Genomic DNA, 17,583 nt, shown 5'->3' with positions numbered 1-17,583 from the left:
TAGAAATTTTGCTTAAATTTTAAGCAAATTTAGACGAATTTCGGCAAAAATAATTCTGCAAGTCCCTCTAATTAGTAGCAATAGTAGAGCAGCCCCGTATTTGTGGACAAGGCAAGTTTTCACTGGCGGAACAAGGGGTTGCGAGCGCGACAAGCATGTGGGTACGGCATGGTGCGAGGCGGCTGTGAATGGCGACAACATGGCAGACCTGCCATGGGTTGTGGATAAGTTCCCACTTGTCCTGGAAATGTTCACAACGTTGCCAGCAGGGACGGATTTTTTCGAGAAAAAGCCGGCGGATGCCGCACCTCCTTTGAAGATGTCGGCATCCGCCGGCTGCAGGGCTGGCGTGGCGGGTCAGTTGTTGTGCGGCATGGGCGATTTGCCGTCCGGGCGGTTTCCATGCCTGCGTGGCGCATCGAAGTGGCGGAATTCGGCGTCGAAGGTCTTTTGCTGCGCCGGTGACAAAACTGCGTAGAAGGTCTTTACGGCGTCCATGCGCTGGTCCATCTGGGCCTGGTGTTCGGAGCGCAGCGCGCGCAGGCGGTCGATGCGCTCGGGCGTGGTGAGCTTGTCGAATTCGTCGCGCGCGGGTGGTTCTGGGCGCGTGGACGGCTTCATGGCCGTGGTGAACGCGGTCCATGCGCCTTCCTGCGAGGCGGTGATTTGCAGCTTTTCCTTGAGCGCGGCCTCGCGCCGGGCCATGAACGCCTCGGTCTTGGCCGGGTCGCCATGGCGCATGTCGTGGCGCATGTGGCCGGCGGGCGGGGGGCCCTTGGGGGCGTCGGTGTTGGCGGGCTGGGCGAAGGCCGCGGTGCCGCCCATGGCGGCGAGAAGGGTGGCGATGGCCAGGCGTTGTTGCAGTGGTTTCATGAGAGCTTCCTTTCGTGAGAAACCCCCGGTGCAGCACATGGCACCAGGTTCAGTAGCAGTGTCTCCATTGTCTGTGTCGCCCCCGTGCGTGCCGCGTCATGGTGTGTAAAGTTGCATGAACAAATGGCGCCACGCGATGTGGGGGGCGCGCACCTGGGCAGGAGGGACAATCGACCCTTTGCCGGTATTCTGGCCTGGCTGCCAGGGAAGGTTTTCGTGTGTTCAAGAATGTGATCGTCTACCGCATCGCGGCGGGATGGGCCTCGGCGCTCGCGCAAATGGAAGAAGCCTTGCAGGGCGCGTGCTTCGTGCCCTGCGGCGCCACGCAGGAACAGTCCAGCGGCTGGGTGCCGCCGCGCGGCGATGCCCACGGGCCACTGGTCGAATCGGTGGGCGGGCAGTGGATCATGAAGTTCATGGTGGAAGTGCGGATGCTGCCCGCCTCCGTGCTCAAGCGCCGGGTCGAGGAGCGCGCCGCGCAGATCGAGGCCGAGACTGGCCGTAAGCCCGGCAAGAAGGAGATGCGCGACATCCGCGACGAGGCGCGGCTCGACTTGCTGCCCATGGCGTTCACCAAGCAGGCCAGCGTGCCGGTATGGCTCGACGCCCAGGCGGGCTGGCTGGTGGTGGGCGCGGCCAGCCAGTCGCGCGCCGACGCGGTGACCACGGCGCTGGTGGAGCGCTGCAGCGGCCTGTCGCTGGCGCTGCTCGACACGCAACTGTCGCCGCAGGCGGCCATGGCGCAATGGCTGACGACGCAGGAGCCGCCCGCGGGCTTCAGCGTGGACCGCGAGTGCGAGCTGAAGGCCAGTGACGAAAGCAAGGCGGTGGTGCGCTATTCCAAGCACCCGCTGGACATCGAGGAGATCCGCCAGCACATCGCGCAGGGCAAGCAGCCCGCCAAGCTCGCGCTGACCTGGGACGACCGTGTGTCCTTTGTACTGACCGAAGGGCTGCAGCTCAAGAAGATCGTGTTCCAGGATGTGGTGTTCGAGGGCGCCCGGGCCCAGGACGGCGGCTTCGACGCCGACGTGGCCATCGCCACGGGCGAGCTGGGCGGCCTGCTGCCCGAGCTGATCGCCGCGCTCGATGGCGAAACGCCGCGCGGCGCGGCGGCCGGTGGGGGCGCTGATTTCTAGATGAAATCAGCCTCCAGCGCTTTATTTACCTGCGGTAGAAGCTATTAATTCGATAGCATCAGACGCTCCGCGGAGCCAGCAGCGCCAGCTCCGCTGACAAACCCGTCGAGGGCACATCGAAGCCCGCCTGCGCCCGTTCGCCAGGCTGGCCGAACAGCGTCGCGGCGTGGCGGGCCCCGGCGGCCACGCTGTCGATGACGGGCACGTTCACCAGCGGCTGCACCAGCGCCGCCATGCCGGCCAGCCCGGCGCCGCCCAGCACCACGCTGCGCGCGCCGCTGCGCACGGCGGCAGCCTGGCAGGCCGTTGCCAGCAACTGGTGGGCAGCAGCGGGGTCGGCGGCCAGCGCGGCCCCGCTGGGCGCCACGGTGTGTACCAGCGCGAGCTGCGCGCCGAAGCCCAGCGCCTGGGCCAGCCGCTCCAGCATGGGTCGCCAGCGCGCGCCGCCCGTCACCACGGCGAAGCGGCCATGGCGCGCGGCCTCGGTGAACGCGGCCTCGGCCAGCCCCGTCACGGGCACGGGGGCGCTTTCGCGCAGCGCCCACAGGCCGGGATCGCCGAAGCAGCCGATCAGCACCGCATCGGGCGCCTGCCCTGGCACCTGGGCCAGCCGCGCGGCCCAGGCGTCTAGGCAGGCATGGCCGGCCACGGCATAGCCGGCCTCGTCGGCGATGTAGGGGGCGCCGAAGCGCGCGGTCACGGAATCGACCTGCACCGCCTGTGCCGCCAGCGCGGCGTGCAGGTGCTGGCGCAGCAGTGCCGTGATCGCCTCCGTGGTGTTGGGGTTGATGACGAGCAGGCGGTGCGGCGCGGGCGCGGCGGGGGCGTTCATGGGGAAAGGCTCAGGCGGGTTGCGGCGCGCCGAACAGGCTGATCAGGTCGGGTTGCGGCGCCTCCGCCGTGGGGAAATGCAAGTGCGATTCGACCCGCGTCAGGTGGTCCACCATGCGCTGCGCGGCCTCGCGCGCGTCGCGCAGGCGGATGGCGTCGAGCAGCGCGCGGTGCTCGCGGCAGCCGCAGGCCGTGGCCTCGTAGCGCTCGCGCGCCTGGGTGGGGCTGTAGGTCATGAGGATCAGGGAGGTGCGCGAGGTCAGCTCGCGCAGGATGCGCAGCAGCGTCTGGTGGCCCGCGCCCTCGGCGATGCGGAAGTGGAATTCGCCCGACAGGCGGATCGCGCGGCGCATGTCGTTGGCGGCACGCGCGGCTTCTTCCTCGTCGATGCAGGCCACCAGCGCGGCCATGTCGGCGCCGGTGGCGCGGTCGATGAAGCGCTGCACCAGCGTGGGCTCGATCATGCGGCGCACCTCGAACACCTCGCGCGCCTCCTGCTCGGTGGGCTGGGCGATGGCCGCGCCGCGGTTGGGCGTGAGCGTGACCACCTGCTCGTTGGCCAGCCGCACCAGCACGGGCCGGATGCGTGTGCGCGAGACGCCGAAGGCCGTGGCCAGGCGGTCTTCCACCAGCTTGGTGCCGGGCGGCAGGTGGTGGTCGAGGATGGCCGAGACGATGCGGTCGTAGATCTCCGCGTCGCTGATCGCGGGCTGCTTGGCGGCCCCGGCGCTTGCCACGGCGGGCATGGCGGCGGATGTGCGGGCCTGTCGCGCGGGTGCGCGGACGATGGGGACGGTCATGTGGAACTTCCTGCGCGGCGCCGCCGGCCCAGGGCCGAAGCCAGCGCCAGCGCCAAGCCCATGACGGCGAACGAGACGATGGTCGTCATGGTGCCCAGTGCGTAGATGGCCGGCGTGGTGACGGTGCTGGTCAGGCCCTGCAACTCCAGCGGCAGGGTGTTGACGTCGCCAATGGCCTGCGAGGTGCGGGCGATCTCGTCCCAGCTCAGCGTGAAGCCGAACATGCCGATGCCCACCACCGAGGGGCCGATGAGCGGCAGCACCACATGGCGGAAGGTCTGCCACGGGGTGGCGCCGAGGTCGCGCGCGGCTTCTTCATAGGCCGGGTTGAAGCGGTTGAACACCGCGAACATGATGAGCAGGCCGAACGGCAGCGTCCAGGTGAGGTGGGCGCCGAGCGCCGAGGTCATGAGGCCGAGCGCGGTGCCGTAGTTGTCGAGCGCGTTCTGCGCGCCCAGGGCGGCCAGCGCGGCCTTGATGCCGCCGTCGAGCAGGCGGAACTGCAGCTCGATGCCCAGCGACACGATGATGGACGGCATGATGAGGCTGGCCACGGTGACGAAGAACAGCGCGTTGCCGCCCCTGAGCTTCTTGCGGAAAGCCAGCCCGGCGAGCACCGCGAGCACGATGGTCAGCGCCATCACGGTGGCGCCCAGCAGCAGCGAGCGGCGCATGGCGGCGCCGATGTCCACCGTGCCCAGGCCCTCGGCCAGTTGCCGGAACCAGTGCAGCGATATGCCGCGCAGCGGGAAGGTGAGCCCGCCTTCGGGGCCCTGGAAGCTCAGCACGAAGATGGTGAGCGTGGGCCCGTACATGAACAGCACGAACAGCGTGAACACGATGGCCAGTGGCCAGAAGCCGGCGGGACGGGGTTCGCGCGGGGTCATAGCTCTTTCCTGATGTCCACCAGCCGGGTCAGGCCCCAGATGATCATCAGCACCACGGCCAGCAGGATCACCGCGTTGGCCGCGGCCAGCGGGAACTGCAGGTAGGAAGTCTGCACCTCGATGATCTTGCCGACGGAGGCGATCTGCTGCCCGCCCATGACGCCGATGGTGACGAAGTCGCCCATGACGATGGTGATGACGAAGATCGAGCCGATGATGATGCCCGTGCGCGACAGCGGCACGACGACGTTCCACAGCGCTTGCCAGCCCGAGGCGCCCGCGTCGGTGGCGGCTTCGAGCAGGCTGCGGTCGATGCGCATCATGCTGTTGAAGATGGGCACGATCATGAACATGGTGTAGAGGTGCACGAAGGCCAGCACCACGGAGAAGTCGGAATACAACAGCCAGTCCACCGGCGCGCCGGTCAGGCCCAGCCCCTGCAACCCCTGGTTGACCAGGCCGTTGCGGCCCAGCAGGGGCATCCAGGAGATCATGCGGATCACGTTGGAAGTCCAGAACGGCACCGTGCACAGCACGAACAGCGCCGTCTGCATGCGCGGCGAGCGCACATGGAAGGCCAGGAAGTACGCCACCGCGAAGCCCAGCGCCAGGGTGATGGCCCACACCAGCAGGCAGAACTTGAGCGTGGAGAGATAGGTGGAGATGGTGACGCAGAGGTCGCCGTTGGCGGTCCGGTGCGAGCAGCCCTCGAAGATGGCCGCGTAGTTGCGCAGCGTGAAGGCGGGGATGAGTTCGTATTCGTTGAAGTCCCAGAAGCTCACCATGAGCACCAGGGCCAGGGGCACCAGGAAAAAAAGCACGAACACCACCGCGAACGGCGCCGCCTGCCACCAGGCGCGCCCGCTGTGGCCGGGGGCTGGCGCGGGCGATGGCATGGGAGAGGCGGCGCTGCTGTTCATGGCGGGGTTCGTGCGGAAGTTACCCTTGGAGATATAGCGATAAACCCCGCCGCGCCCCGGCATGCGGGCGCGGCGGATCCGGGCCGTATATCAGGCAGCCACGAATTCGTTCCACTTGCGGACCATGTACTCGTTCTCGTCCATGACCGCGTTCCAGCAGGCGATGCCGCTCATGCGCTGCTCGTAGCTGCCGCCGTCGCGCACGCTGCCGGCCTTGGCGATCACGTCGCCGTGCGGGCTCTTGATGTCCTGCGCCGCGGGCTTGCCTTCCATCCAGTAGGCCCATTCGTAGGCTTCCATGTGGGTCTTGGCGGTGTCCAGCACGGCGCTGTAGTAGCCCTGGCGGTTCAGGTAGGCGCCGGCCCAGCCATCGAGGAACCAGTTGATGAATTCATAGGCCGCGTCCAGCTTCTTGCCCGACAGCGTGGCCGGCAGCCCGAAGCCAGAGGCCCAGGCGCGGTAGCCCTCCTTGAGCGGCTGGAACACGCAGGCGATGCCCTTGCTGCGCACGGCGGTGACGGCGGGGCTCCACATCGACTGGATCACCACCTCGCCCGAGGCCATGAGGTTGACCGACTCGTTGAAGTCCTTCCACAAGGCGCGGAACTGGCCGGCCTTCTTGGCTTCGATCAGGGTCTTGATCGTCAGGTCGATCTCGGCCTTGGTCATGTTGCCCTTGTCGGCGTACTTGTGCATGCCCTTGGCCTCCACCACCATGGCGGCGTCCATGATGCCGATGGAGGGGATGTTGAGGATCGCGGCCTTGCCCTTGAACTCGGGGTTGAGCAGCTCGGCCCAGCTTTCGATGGGGCGCTTGATGAGGTCGGGGCGGATGCCCAGCGTGTCGGCGTTGTAGGTGGTGGGAATGAGCGTCATCCACTCGGTGGGCGCCTTGGCGAAGGCCTTGCTGCGCTCGCCTTCGAGGAAGATCACCTTCTTGGGCGCCGTGCCCTGGTCGCCCACGGCCTTGCCGGCCACGGTGCCGGTGGTGAACAGCGGAGTGATCTTGCCGGCGTTCTTGATCTTCCTGACGTCGATGCCCTTGAGGTTGCCTGTGGGCACGATCTTCTTGAGCGAGAAGTACTCGGTGTCGATCAGGTCGAAGCTGTTGGGCGCGGTGACGGCGCGCTTGGTCACGTCGTCGGTGGTCACGGCCACGTACTGGATGGTGATGCCGGTGTCGGCCTTGAACTTCTCGGCGATGTCCTTGTCCTGGTTTACCGCCGTGCCCAGGTAGCGCAGCACGGGTTTTTCCTGCGCGTGCACGGCGGGGAACACGCCCGCGGCGAGGATGCCCGCGGTGCCCTTGAGCAGCGCGCGGCGCGGCAGGGCGGTGGTGGGGTCGATGGTGTCGTCGGACATGGTGGTTTGCTCCTGTTGATGGGGGTCGGAAGGCAGAGGCTGGAAGAAAGGACCGTCAGGCGGGCGCGGCGGACAGCGGATGGGCATGGGCCGCGGCCCACGAGAGGTGCACCGGCTCGGCCAGGGCGAAGGGGCGGCTGTCGAACGCGGCCTCGGGCACCATCACGGACACGCTCGTGCTGCCGCCGGCATCGAGCGCGTCCACGCCGAGCAGCACATAGGTGCCCTGGTATTCCACGTCGGTCACGGTGCCGGTGATGCCATCGCCGCCCCCCGCGTCGGCGGCCAGGGGCTGGATGCGCATGTGGTCGTTGCGCACGGCGACCTTGCCGCCCGCGGACAGGCGCAGCACGTTGTGGCCACCCATGAAGCGCGCCACGAACTCGCTGGCCGGGCGGTTGTACACCTCGTGCGGGGCGCCATGCTGCTCGATCACGCCGTTGTTCATCACCACCATGGCGTCGGCCAGCGCCATGGCCTCTTCCTGCGAATGGGTAACGTGGATGAAGGTGAGGCCGAGCTCCTTCTGCCAGCGGCGCAGCTCGGCGCGCATCTGGATGCGCAGGAACGGGTCGAGCGCGGACAGCGGCTCGTCGAGCAGCAGCACGCGCGGCTCCGTGATGAGGGCGCGCGCCAGCGCCACGCGCTGCTGCTGGCCGCCCGACAGCTCGCCGGGCTTGCGCGCGCTCAGGTGGCCCATGGCCACGCGCTCCAGCAGGTCCTGCGCGCGCCGCTGGCGCTCGGCCCGGGCCACGCCCTTCATCTTGAGGCTGAAGGCCACGTTGTCGAGCGCCGTCAGGTGCGGGAACAGCGCGAAGCTCTGGAACATCATGGCCGTGCCGCGCGCGGCGGCGGGCTGGCGGGTGATGTTGCGGTTCTCCAGCAGGATGTCGCCGCTGGTCACCGACTCGTGCCCCGCGATCATGCGCAGCGTGGTGCTCTTGCCGCAGCCCGAGGGCCCGAGCAGGCAGCAGTAGCTGCCCTGGGCGATGCGCAGGTCGATGCCGTCCACGGCGGCGCTGCCGCTGGCATAGCGCTTGGTCAGCGCGACCAGCTCGACGGCGTACGGCGCGGGCGCGGCGGGGTTCATGGCGCGGCATGCATGCACGAGCCATGCCAGGTTTGTATGCAGGGTTTCGCAACGATTGCATACAAAATGCACAGGGCCTGTGCATGCGTGGCGCGGGCGCGCACCGGGGTGGCTGGCCGGGGCGCGGGATTTATGGGTCAAATGTGCCGCTGGCGCTTGATTTGCTTGCGGAAGCAGCTATGAAATCAGGAGCGAAACATGGGGGCGCCGGGCGTTCAACAACCCCAGGATGAAGTTGGTGTCCAGCAGGTACTTAACGCCATTCCGAGGGGTCGCCCTGGAAGGTGGGCGAATGCTCCAGGCCGCCAGCAAGCTCGGCCAGGCCCTATGGGCGTGGCGGCTGGGGTGTAGGTCGGCGGCCAGCAGGGCGGTGGCGGTGTGCAGCGGCACGACTACGCATTTCTGCGTGTAGGCGATGACCTGGTCGGCCCGTTGTGTCGTACTACCTTTGCGGGATCGATAGGGCTTTGGTAAGAATGCGGCAAACACCAAGGCTCATGCCGGCCACGCCAGCCGCAGCCCGCTTTCGAACGCCAGCGCCGCGCCCGTCACCGGATCGGTGAACGCCAGCCCGCGCGCCAGCAACTGCAGCGGGTGCGCATAGTCGGGCGGGCCTTCGGGCTGCAGCACGGGGTAGATGCGGTCGTGCAGGATGGGTGCGCCCAGGGCGGCCATCTGCACGCGCAACTGGTGCCGCTGGCCGGTGGCGGGCATGAGGCGGTAGCGGGCCAGGGCGCCATGGGCCTCCAGCATTTCGATCCGGGTTTCGGCGTTGTGCGGACCTTCTTCGGGCGCGGCCTGACGCATCTGCATGAAGTGGGCGGCGGGCACGATGCGGTGGCGCAGCACCTGGGGCCGGGCCAGCCCGGCGTGCCAGGGCGCGATGGCTTCGTACTGCTTGGCGGCGGCGCGGTCGCGGAACAGCGCTTGGTACAGCCCGCGCTGGGCGGGCTGCACGGTGAACAGCACCAGTCCGGCGGTTTCGCGGTCGATGCGGTGCACTGGCGCCAGGGTGGCGATGCCCAGGCGGCGTTTGAGGCGCACCAGCAGTGTCTGCTGCAGGTAGCGGCCCGCGGGCGCGACGGGCAGGAAGTGCGGCTTGTCGGCGACGACGATGCGTTCGTCCTGGTAGACCACGCGCTCGGCGAACGGGACGGGCTCTTCGGGCGGCAGGCTGCGGTAGTAGTAGTAGCGCGCCTGCGGGCGGCACGGCGCGCCGGGCGGGGCGGGGCGGCCCTGGGCATCGATGACGTCGCCGCGCTCCATGCGCGCGGCCCAGTCGGCGCGCGGCACGGCGGGGAAGCGCCAGGCGAAGAAGTCGGCCAGCGTGGGCCAGGCGTGCAGGCCGGCGCTGGGCAGCTCCACGCGGCTGGCGCCCACGCCGTCGCGCAGGGGCAGCGGCGCAGCGGGCTGGGTGTGCAGGCGCCGGCCCATGCCGTGCGTTTCAGGCGGCGGCCATCAGGCGGCGCGCGCGGGCCAGGCGCCAGGCGTCGGCGGGGCTGTCGTAGACCTGCTCGGCGGTGGTGGCGGTTTCGCGCAGGCGGGTGTCGAGGGCGATGCGGTTGTCGAACACGAAGCATTCGCCCACCCAGTCGCGCTCGGCGTCGGGCAGCGCGGCGAAGTAGTGGAGGATGCCGCCCGCGAGCTGGTAGACGTCGAGCTCCTGGTCCTGCATCCAGGCGGCGGTTTTCTCGCAGCGGATGCCGCCGGTGCAGTACATGGCCACGGGCCGGCCTTCGGCGCGCCACTGCGGCGCGTGGGCCTGCACGTAGGCGGGGAAGTCGCGGAAGTGGGCCGCGCCGGGGTCCAGCGCGCCGCGGAAGTGGCCCAGGCGGTGTTCGAAGCTGTTGCGGTTGTCGAGCAGCACCACATCGCTGCGCGCGAGGAGGGTGCGCCAGTCCTGCGGCGCCAGTGCGGTGCCGCCCGCGCGCAGGCCGCTGGCGCCGGGGATGCCGACGGCCACGGCCTCGGGCCGCACGTGGACTTTCAGGCGCGCGAAGGGCGGCGTGGCGCAGGCGCTGCGCTTGAAGGCCATGCCGGCGAAGCGGCCCGCGAACGCCGGGTCATGGGCGAGCGCCGCCTCGAACGCGGCCACGTCGGCCGGGCTGCCGGCCACGGCGCCGTTGATGCCCTCGGGCGCGACGAGGATGCTGCCGCCGAACGTATCGCCCAGGGCGGCGCCGAGCGCGCGCAGCCGCGCGGCGGCTTGCGCCGGCGCGGGCAGCTCGGTGAAGCGGTAGAAGGCGCTGTGGAGCAGCGCGTTGCCGATGGGCGCAGGGGGCAAGGCGGACATGGTGGCGCTATGGCGGCGGAGGGTGGTGCTATGGATTGATGAGCTGCCACCGCAGTATTTCTGCGGGTTTCAGGTACATTTGTGTATGAAACTGCCGAAAATACTGCGGTGGCAGCTATTGAATGTATAGCGTCAGGCGGCGACCTGGTAGCCCTCCTCGGCGATGGCGCGGGCCAGCGCTTCGCGCGGCTGGGTGCTTTGCACTTCGACCTGGCCGCTGGCGCGGTCGATGCGCACGGTGGCCTGCGGGTCCACGCTGTGCACGGCCTGGGTGACGGCGCGTTCGCAGTGGCCGCAGGTCATGCCCTGGACCTGGAAGTTCTGTTGCATGGGAGTTTCCTTTTCAAGAAAGCGGATGGCAGCATCCTGCACCTTGCCACGGGGGGAGAGTCAAGCGCGTGGCGCATGCATGCCCGCATGTGACATTGACATGGCTCAAGGCGCCGGTCGCGCGACGTCGGCATTTTGCCTATCGGACTGACGTAATGACAAATACGGGCCCAAGGCCCGCAGGAACTCTGGCAGACTGCGTGCGCGCGTGGCTTTCCTTTTCTTCATGAATAAATGACTCTGGGGTTGAGCGAGATGAATTTCCTACTTCTGATGCGGCAGTTCACCATTCGTTTCCGCATGCTGGGCGCCATTGCCGTGGTGCTGGGGCTGCTGGGGCTGCTGGGCGGCGCGGGCATGCTGGGCATGTTGCGTATCCACAGCGTGAGCGGCGAGGTGATGACCACCGCTTTCGGCACGCTGCAGAAAACGGCGGCGCTGCGCAACGACATGGCGTCGATCCGCATCCATGAAAAAGAGATGATCATCCAGTACGAGAAGACCGAAGCCGTGAAGGCCGCGCGGGCGCGCTGGAACGACAGCCTGCAGCGCGCCGAGAAGGCTGCGGCGGCCGTCGGCGAAGCGGCGGGCGCGGACAGCGCGGCGGCGGTCAAGGATCTGGCGCAGAAGCTCGGCGCCTACCGCGAACTGTTCAACACGTTGGCCAACCAGATCGAGAGCGGCGGCTACGAGTCCGCCACCACCGCCAGCCGCATGAGCGCGCGCGCGGTGGCGCAGTTCGACGAGGCCAGCAAGGTGCTCGACCGCATCGAGGCCGACCTGCAGAAGTTCATCGCCAATTCGGTGGCCGAGGAAGACCCCGTGGCCTCGCAGACGCAGTGGTTCTTCGTGGCCGCCGTGGCGCTGACCATCGTGGTCGTGGTGCCGCTGACGCTGCTGAACATGCAGTCGATCTGCAGGCCGCTGGAGGAAGCGCGCGGCATGGCGCAGGCGATCGCGGGCGGCGACCTGTCGCGCCACATCGCCGCCGAGGGCCGCGACGAGCTGGCCGACCTGCAGCGCGCGCTGGCCGACATGCAGGCGGGCCTGGGCTCGATGGTGGCGCAGGTGCGCGACTCCAGCGAGAACATCGCCACCGCCAGCCAGGAGATCGCCAGCGGCAACGCCGACCTGTCCTCGCGCACCGAGCAGACGGCCAGCAACGTGCAGGAGACGGTGGCCTCCATCGCGCAGCTCACGGGCAACGTGCAGCAGACCGCGCAGTCGGCGCAGGTGGCCACGCAGCTCGCGGCCACGGCCTCGTCGGCGGCGGTGCGCGGCGGCACGGTGGTGGGGCATGCGGTGTCGAGCATGCACGACATCTCGGCGTCGAGCCGCAAGATCAGCGACATCATCGGCGTGATCGACTCCATCGCGTTCCAGACCAACATCCTCGCGCTCAATGCAGCGGTGGAGGCCGCGCGGGCGGGCGAGCAAGGCCGCGGCTTCGCCGTGGTGGCCAGCGAGGTGCGCAGCCTGGCGGGCCGCTCGGCCCAGGCGGCCAGCGAAATCAAGGTCCTCATCAAGACCAGCGTGACGGCGGTGGACGGCGGCGTGCGCCAGGTGGAGGACGCGGGCGCGGCGATGCAGGAGATCGTGGCGAGCGTGCAGCGCGTGACCGACATCATCGGCGAGATATCGGCGTCGGCGGCGGAGCAGTCCACGGGCATCGGGCAGGTGAACAAGGCGGTGGAGGATATCGACCGCATGACGCAGCAGAACGCCGCGCTGGTGGAGCAGTCCGCCGCCGCCGCCGAGTCGCTGCGCGAGCAGGCGGGCCGGCTGGAAACCGTGGTCCACCAGTTCAAGATCGACGACGCGCAGGCCGTGTCGCACATCGCTGCCGCGGCCCCGCAGGCCGCCCAGCCCACGCGGGCGGGTGTGGCCGGCATCGCGGGGTCGGCGGCCCATCGGCGGCTGCCCGGCTGACTGGCGCGGGCGGGGGAAGTGCGGCGCGGTTGATCTGCATCACTGCGCGGCGCGCGCGGACATGGCACGCTGGGACATAGTCACCACCGCCGACCGCCATGCCGACCGCCATTCCCACCAGCGTGCGCATCATCCGCGAGGAGCACGCCTCGCTGGCGGCGGTGCTGCGCGCGCTGCTGGACCTGCTGGAGCAGGGCCCGGACGATAGCGCCGAGGGGTTCTTCGACAGCATGCGGGCCATGCTGTTCTACATCGACGAGTTCGCCGAGCGCCAGCACCACCCGAAGGAGTCGAACCTGCTGTTCCCACGCGTGGCGCGCCATGCGCCGCGGGTGATGGACGTCGTCGAGCGGCTGGAGCACGACCACATGGATGGCGAGGCGGCGGTGCGCGCACTGCAGCACTTGCTGCTGGGCTGGGAGCTGCTGGGCGAGCGGCGGCGCGATGACTTCGCCCGCGCGCTGCGCGAGTACCGCGACTTCTACCTGGAGCACATGCGCCTGGAGGAGGCCGAGCTGTTGCCCGAGGCGCTGCGCGTGCTGGAGCCCGCCGACTGGGCCGAGCTGGACGTGGCCTTCGTGCGCAACCGCGACCCGCTGGGCCCGCAGGGCGTGCCGCGGGATCCGACCTACGACCGGCTCTTCACGCGCATCGTGCTGCGCGTGCCGGGACTGGCACGGATGCCGTGACGCAACCCCGTCAAGGCGTGCCTGCGCGGCGTCGGACACGCAGCCTCGCAGCCAGGCCCAGTGCCGCGCGCCCATGGCCCAGACACTGGCGCTGCCGGTGAAGCGCCCGTCGGCGTGGATGACCTTTTCCGTGCGCGGGATGATCCTGGAACCGGCAGGCGCATCCAACTGCCGTTTCCAGGTTGAACCCCGCGTCAGGCCAGCACGGGGTAGTCCGTGTAGCCCTTGGCCCCGCCGCCATAGAAGGTGCCCTGGTCCCAGGGGTTGAGCGGCGCGTCCTCGCGCAGCCGGGCCACGAGGTCGGGGTTGGAGATGAACGCTTTGCCGAAGGCCACGATGTCGGCGTGGCCGCTGGCGACGGCTTGGAATGCCAGTTCGCGCGTGTAGCCGTTGTTGACCATCCACGCGCCCTTGCCGCCGGCGGCGCGGTAGGCGGCCTTGAGCGCGGCGTAGTCGAAGGGGCGGTCGGCGATCTCGCGCGGGCCGCCGGTGGCGCCCTCGATGATGTGCAGGTAGGCCAGCCCGAGCGGCGCGAGTTCGCGCACCACGTGCTCGAACAGCGGCTGCGGCGCGGCATCCACGATGTCGTTGGCCGGCGTCACGGGCGACAGGCGGATGCCGACCTTGCCGCCGCCGATGGCGTCCGCCACGGCGCGCGTGGCTTCGAGCAACAGGCGGGCGCGGTTCTCGATGCCGCCGCCGTAGTCGTCGCTGCGATGGTTGCTGCCGGTCTTGAGGAACTGGTCGAGCAGGTAGCCGTTGGCGGCGTGGATTTCCACGCCGTCGAAGCCGGCGGTCTCCACGGCGCTGCGGGCGGCGCGCTGGTAGTCGTGCACGATGCCGGGCAGTTCACCCGCATCGAGCGCGCGCGGCGTGGACGTGGGCTCGAATTTGCCCTGCCCGGTGGCACGGTCCACGAGGTAGGTCTTGCTGCGGGCGGCGATGGCCGAGGGCGCCACCGGCGCCTGCCCGCCGGGCTGCAGCGAGTGGTGTGAGATGCGGCCCACGTGCCAGAGCTGCGTAACGATCTTGCCGCCCGCGCGGTGCACGGCCTGCGTGACCTTCTTCCAGCCGTCGAGCTGCTCGCTGCTGTACAGGCCCGGCACGTCGGCATAGCCCTGGCCCTGCTGGCTGATGGCCGTGGCCTCGCTGATGAGCAGGCCGGCGGTGGCGCGCTGGGCGTAGTAGGTGGCGGTGATGTCCTGCGGAATGGCGTCGGGTGAGCGGTTGCGCGTGAGTGGCGCCATCGCGATGCGGTTGGCGAGGGCGATGTCGCCGGCCTGGATCGGGTCGAACAATGAAGGCATGGGTCGTTTCCTTGCGAAGTGGCGTGATGACAGTGGGACGAAAGCCCTGCGCGGGCAGTGCGGGGCCATGCGCGCAGCGTAGGCTGATTCTGAGGTCCATTCTGATGTTCGTACAGTGCGCTTGCGCAAACAAGGGCTTGTGTTTCGTGCTATGGAAGCCGTCAGGTGGCCGGGTGCGCCAGGACCGGGCTCGAATGGTTCTGCGCAAACATGTCTTTGCGCAGACTGCTCAGTTATCCATGGCGCTCGCGCGCCACCCGCGACGCATGAAACTGGCGCAGCCCAATGCCAGGGATACCGCGCAACCGGCTTTGCCGGGCCGCTGGTATCGCCCCCGGCGAGGGGGTTGGCGGCCACACGCAGTGGGCAAGCCTGGGGGAGTGTTCCAACTCAGATCGACGCCTCACAGATTAGGCGCCAGCGCCCGGCGCAGTGCCTCCTTGGCCATGCCGCGTCGCGCCGCCATGTCCTGCAATTGGTCCTCGCCAATCTTGCCGACGCTAAAGTAGCGGCTCTCGGGGTGGCTCAGGTAGAAGCCGCTGACGCTGGCCGCGGGTGTCATGGCCAGCGATTCGGTCAGACCCATGCCCACGTCCGACGCGCCCAGCAGGTCGAACATGGCGCGCTTGACGCTGTGGTCCGGGCACGCCGGGTAGCCGGGCGCGGGGCGGATGCCCTGGTACTTCTCGGCAATCAGGTCTTCGTTGGAGAACGCCTCGCGCGGCGCGTAGCCCCACAGGTCGGTGCGCACGCGCTGGTGCAGGCATTCGGCGAACGCCTCGGCCAGCCGGTCGGCCAGGGCCTTGAGCATGATGGCGGAGTAGTCGTCTAGGTCATCGGTGAAGTACTTTTCCTTCGCCTCCACCCCGATGCCTGCGGTCACGGCAAAGACCCCCACGTAGTCCTTCAGCCCCGTCGCCTTGGGGGCCACGAAGTCGGCCAGGCAGCGGCTCGGGCGCATCACGCCCTCGATGGCCTGCTTCTGGGCCTGCTGGCGCATGCCGTACCAGGTCATCGCCACGCCGGTGCGCGACTCGTCGGCGTAGAGGGCGATGTCGTCGTCGTTCACCGTGTTGGCGGGCCAGAAGCCGACCACGCCGCTGGCGGTGATCCAGCGGCCTTCGATCAAGCGCTGCAGCATGCGCCGGCCGTCGCTGAACACGCGCTGCGCCTCGCTGCCGACGATCTCGTCCTTCAGGATGGCCGGGAACGGCCCGGCCAGGTCCCAGGTCTGGAAGAACGGGCTCCAGTCGATGTATTTCGCCAGCTCGGCCAGGTCGAAATGCTGGAACAGGCGCCGGCCCAGAAACTTGGGCGCCGGCGGCTGGTAGCCCGTCCAGTCGATCGGCGTCCTGTTGGCGCGCGCCTTGGCCAGCGGCCACAGCGGCGCCTGCTTCTTGCCCGCATGCTGGGCGCGCACATGGTCGTAGTCGGCGTTGACTTCGGCAATGAATTTGGCGGCTTGCTCGCTCAGCAGGTTCTGCGCCACGCCCACGCTGCGCGATGCGTCGGGCACATAGACGACGGGGCCCTCGTAGTGCGGCGCGATCTTCACGGCGGTGTGCACGCGGCTGGTGGTGGCGCCGCCGATGAGCAGCGGTATTTTCTTGATGCGGAAATGATCGTCCTTCTGCATCTCGCCCGCCACGTATTGCATTTCCTCCAGGCTGGGGGTGATGAGGCCCGACAGGCCCACGATGTCCGCGCCCTCCACCTTGGCGCGCGCCAGTATCTCGTGGCAGGGGACCATCACGCCCATGTTCACCACTTCGAAGTTGTTGCACTGCAAGACCACGGTCACGATGTTCTTGCCGATGTCGTGCACGTCGCCCTTCACCGTGGCGATGATGATCTTGCCCTTGGTGCGCACGTCGCGCCCCGCCGCCTCGTCGCGCTTTTTCTCTTCCTCGATGTAGGGCACCAGGTGGGCGACGGCCTGCTTCATCACGCGGGCGCTTTTGACCACCTGGGGCAGGAACATCTTGCCCGCGCCGAACAGGTCGCCCACGATGTTCATGCCGGCCATCAGCGGGCCTTCAATCACGTGCAGCGGCCGGCCGCCACTGGCGACGATCTGCTGGTAGGCCTCTTCGGTGTCCTGCACGATGAAGTCCGTGATGCCATGCACCATGGCGTGCGAGAGGCGCTCGTTCACGCTGCCGGCGCGCCATTCGAGCCTCTTGCCGTCGTCCTTCGCGCCGCTCTTGGCGCTTTCGGCAATTTCGACCAAGCGTTCGCCCGCATCGGGGCGGCGGTTGAGCACCACGTCCTCCACGCGCTCGCGCAGCACGGGCTCCAGTTCGTCGTACACGCCCACCATGCCGGCGTTGACGATGCCCATGTCCATGCCCGCGGCGATCGCGTGGTACAGGAACACGGTGTGGATGGCCTCGCGCACCGGGTCGTTGCCGCGGAAGCTGAACGACACGTTGCTGACGCCGCCCGACACCTTCGCGCCCGGCAGGTGCTGCTTGATCCAGCGCGTGGCCTCGATGAAATCGACCGCGTAGTTGTTGTGCTCCTCGATGCCGGTGGCGATGGCGAAGATGTTGGGGTCGAAGATGATGTCCTCGGGTGGGAAGCCCACCTCGTCGACCAGGATGCGGTAGGCGCGCTCGCAGATGCCGATCTTGCGCTGGTAGGTGTCGGCCTGGCCCTGCTCGTCGAACGCCATCACCACGGCGGCGGCGCCGTAGCGCTTGACCAGGCGCGCCTGGCGCTTGAACTCGTCAACGCCCTCCTTCATCGAGATGGAGTTGACGATGCCCTTGCCCTGGATGCAGCGCAGCCCGGCCTCGATCACCTCCCACTTGGACGAATCGACCATGATCGGCACGCGCGCGATGTCGGGCTCGCCCGCGATCAGGTTCAGGAAGCGCACCATCGCGGCCTTGCTGTCGAGCATGGCCTCGTCCATGTTCACGTCGATCACCTGGGCGCCGTTCTCCACCTGCTGGCGCGCCACGGCCAGCGCCTGCTCGAATTCGCCGTTGAGGATCATGCGCGCGAACGCCTTGGAGCCGGTGACGTTGGTGCGCTCGCCGATGTTGACGAACAGGCTGCCGGGGTCGATGGATACGGGCTCCAGGCCGGAAAGCTTCAGGGGGGGCAGGGAAATATCGGGCATGGCTCA

Annotated in this window: 15 protein-coding genes; 3 read left to right on the top strand and 12 right to left on the bottom strand. The window is 68.6% G+C overall.

The window, feature by feature from the left end:
* Positions 1-357: 357 nt before the first annotated feature.
* Positions 358-873, bottom strand: a complete 516-nt coding sequence (locus PY257_RS10680; RefSeq protein ID WP_275741557.1) for a Spy/CpxP family protein refolding chaperone — start codon at positions 871-873, stop codon at positions 358-360.
* 218 nt (positions 874-1,091) lie between these two features.
* Between PY257_RS10680 and PY257_RS10675 the strand changes: the two genes are divergently transcribed.
* Entirely contained in the window at positions 1,092-2,012 is a 921-nt protein-coding gene (locus PY257_RS10675; RefSeq protein WP_275741555.1) for a recombination-associated protein RdgC, read from the top strand.
* Between the two features lie 58 nt (positions 2,013-2,070).
* On the opposite strand, the gene PY257_RS10670 is transcribed toward PY257_RS10675, so the two are convergent.
* The 9 genes from PY257_RS10670 to PY257_RS10630 form a co-directional block, all read right to left on the bottom strand.
* Positions 2,071-2,844: an aspartate/glutamate racemase family protein gene (locus PY257_RS10670; protein ID WP_275741553.1), complete on the bottom strand. Its 774-nt coding sequence runs from the start codon at positions 2,842-2,844 to the stop codon at positions 2,071-2,073.
* Positions 2,845-2,854: 10 nt separating this feature from the next.
* Complete coding sequence (locus PY257_RS10665) at positions 2,855-3,643, bottom strand: GntR family transcriptional regulator (protein ID WP_419095693.1); 789 nt, start codon at positions 3,641-3,643, stop codon at positions 2,855-2,857.
* Positions 3,640-4,530, bottom strand: coding sequence for an ABC transporter permease (locus PY257_RS10660; RefSeq protein WP_275741551.1), 891 nt, complete (start codon positions 4,528-4,530; stop codon positions 3,640-3,642). The genes PY257_RS10665 and PY257_RS10660 overlap by 4 nt, the downstream gene beginning before the upstream one ends.
* Positions 4,527-5,450 carry an ABC transporter permease gene (locus tag PY257_RS10655; RefSeq protein ID WP_275741549.1) on the bottom strand — a complete coding sequence of 308 codons (924 nt, stop codon included), beginning with the start codon at positions 5,448-5,450 and terminating at the stop codon, positions 4,527-4,529. Before PY257_RS10655 ends, PY257_RS10660 begins: the two co-directional genes overlap by 4 nt.
* A 90-nt stretch (positions 5,451-5,540) precedes the next feature.
* On the bottom strand, positions 5,541-6,812 hold the full coding sequence (locus PY257_RS10650) for an ABC transporter substrate-binding protein (RefSeq protein ID WP_275741546.1): 1,272 nt from the start codon (positions 6,810-6,812) through the stop codon (positions 5,541-5,543).
* A gap of 55 nt (positions 6,813-6,867) precedes the next feature.
* A complete protein-coding gene (locus PY257_RS10645; RefSeq protein ID WP_275741544.1) occupies positions 6,868-7,902 on the bottom strand; it encodes an ABC transporter ATP-binding protein in 1,035 nt (344 codons plus the stop codon).
* Between the two features lie 495 nt (positions 7,903-8,397).
* Entirely contained in the window at positions 8,398-9,336 is a 939-nt protein-coding gene (locus tag PY257_RS10640) for a pseudouridine synthase (protein ID WP_275741542.1), read from the bottom strand.
* Between the two features lie 10 nt (positions 9,337-9,346).
* Positions 9,347-10,195, bottom strand: a complete 849-nt coding sequence (gene trhO / locus PY257_RS10635; RefSeq protein ID WP_275741540.1) for an oxygen-dependent tRNA uridine(34) hydroxylase TrhO — start codon at positions 10,193-10,195, stop codon at positions 9,347-9,349.
* A 132-nt stretch (positions 10,196-10,327) separates the two neighbouring features.
* Positions 10,328-10,525 (bottom strand): heavy-metal-associated domain-containing protein, encoded by a 198-nt coding sequence (locus PY257_RS10630; protein ID WP_275741538.1) that lies wholly within the window; start codon positions 10,523-10,525, stop codon positions 10,328-10,330.
* Positions 10,526-10,780: 255 nt separating this feature from the next.
* Between PY257_RS10630 and PY257_RS10625 the strand changes: the two genes are divergently transcribed.
* Together PY257_RS10625 and PY257_RS10620 are read left to right on the top strand one after the other, a co-directional pair.
* Positions 10,781-12,454 (top strand): methyl-accepting chemotaxis protein, encoded by a 1,674-nt coding sequence (locus PY257_RS10625; protein WP_275741536.1) that lies wholly within the window; start codon positions 10,781-10,783, stop codon positions 12,452-12,454.
* A gap of 98 nt (positions 12,455-12,552) precedes the next feature.
* Positions 12,553-13,143, top strand: a complete 591-nt coding sequence (locus tag PY257_RS10620) for a hemerythrin domain-containing protein (protein WP_275741533.1) — start codon at positions 12,553-12,555, stop codon at positions 13,141-13,143.
* Between the two features lie 194 nt (positions 13,144-13,337).
* On the opposite strand, the gene PY257_RS10615 is transcribed toward PY257_RS10620, so the two are convergent.
* Complete coding sequence (locus tag PY257_RS10615; protein WP_275741531.1) at positions 13,338-14,450, bottom strand: alkene reductase; 1,113 nt, start codon at positions 14,448-14,450, stop codon at positions 13,338-13,340.
* A 403-nt stretch (positions 14,451-14,853) separates the two neighbouring features.
* A complete protein-coding gene (gene metH, locus PY257_RS10610) occupies positions 14,854-17,577 on the bottom strand; it encodes a methionine synthase (RefSeq protein ID WP_275741528.1) in 2,724 nt (907 codons plus the stop codon).
* Positions 17,578-17,583 lie beyond the last annotated feature (6 nt).

It is taken from the genome of Curvibacter soli, assembly GCF_029211125.1.
GTDB classification, from domain to species: Bacteria; Pseudomonadota; Gammaproteobacteria; order Burkholderiales; family Burkholderiaceae_C; genus Curvibacter_A; species Curvibacter_A soli.
The sequence above is the reverse complement of the archived record's forward strand: the minus strand, read 5'-3'. Positions and strand labels throughout refer to the sequence as shown.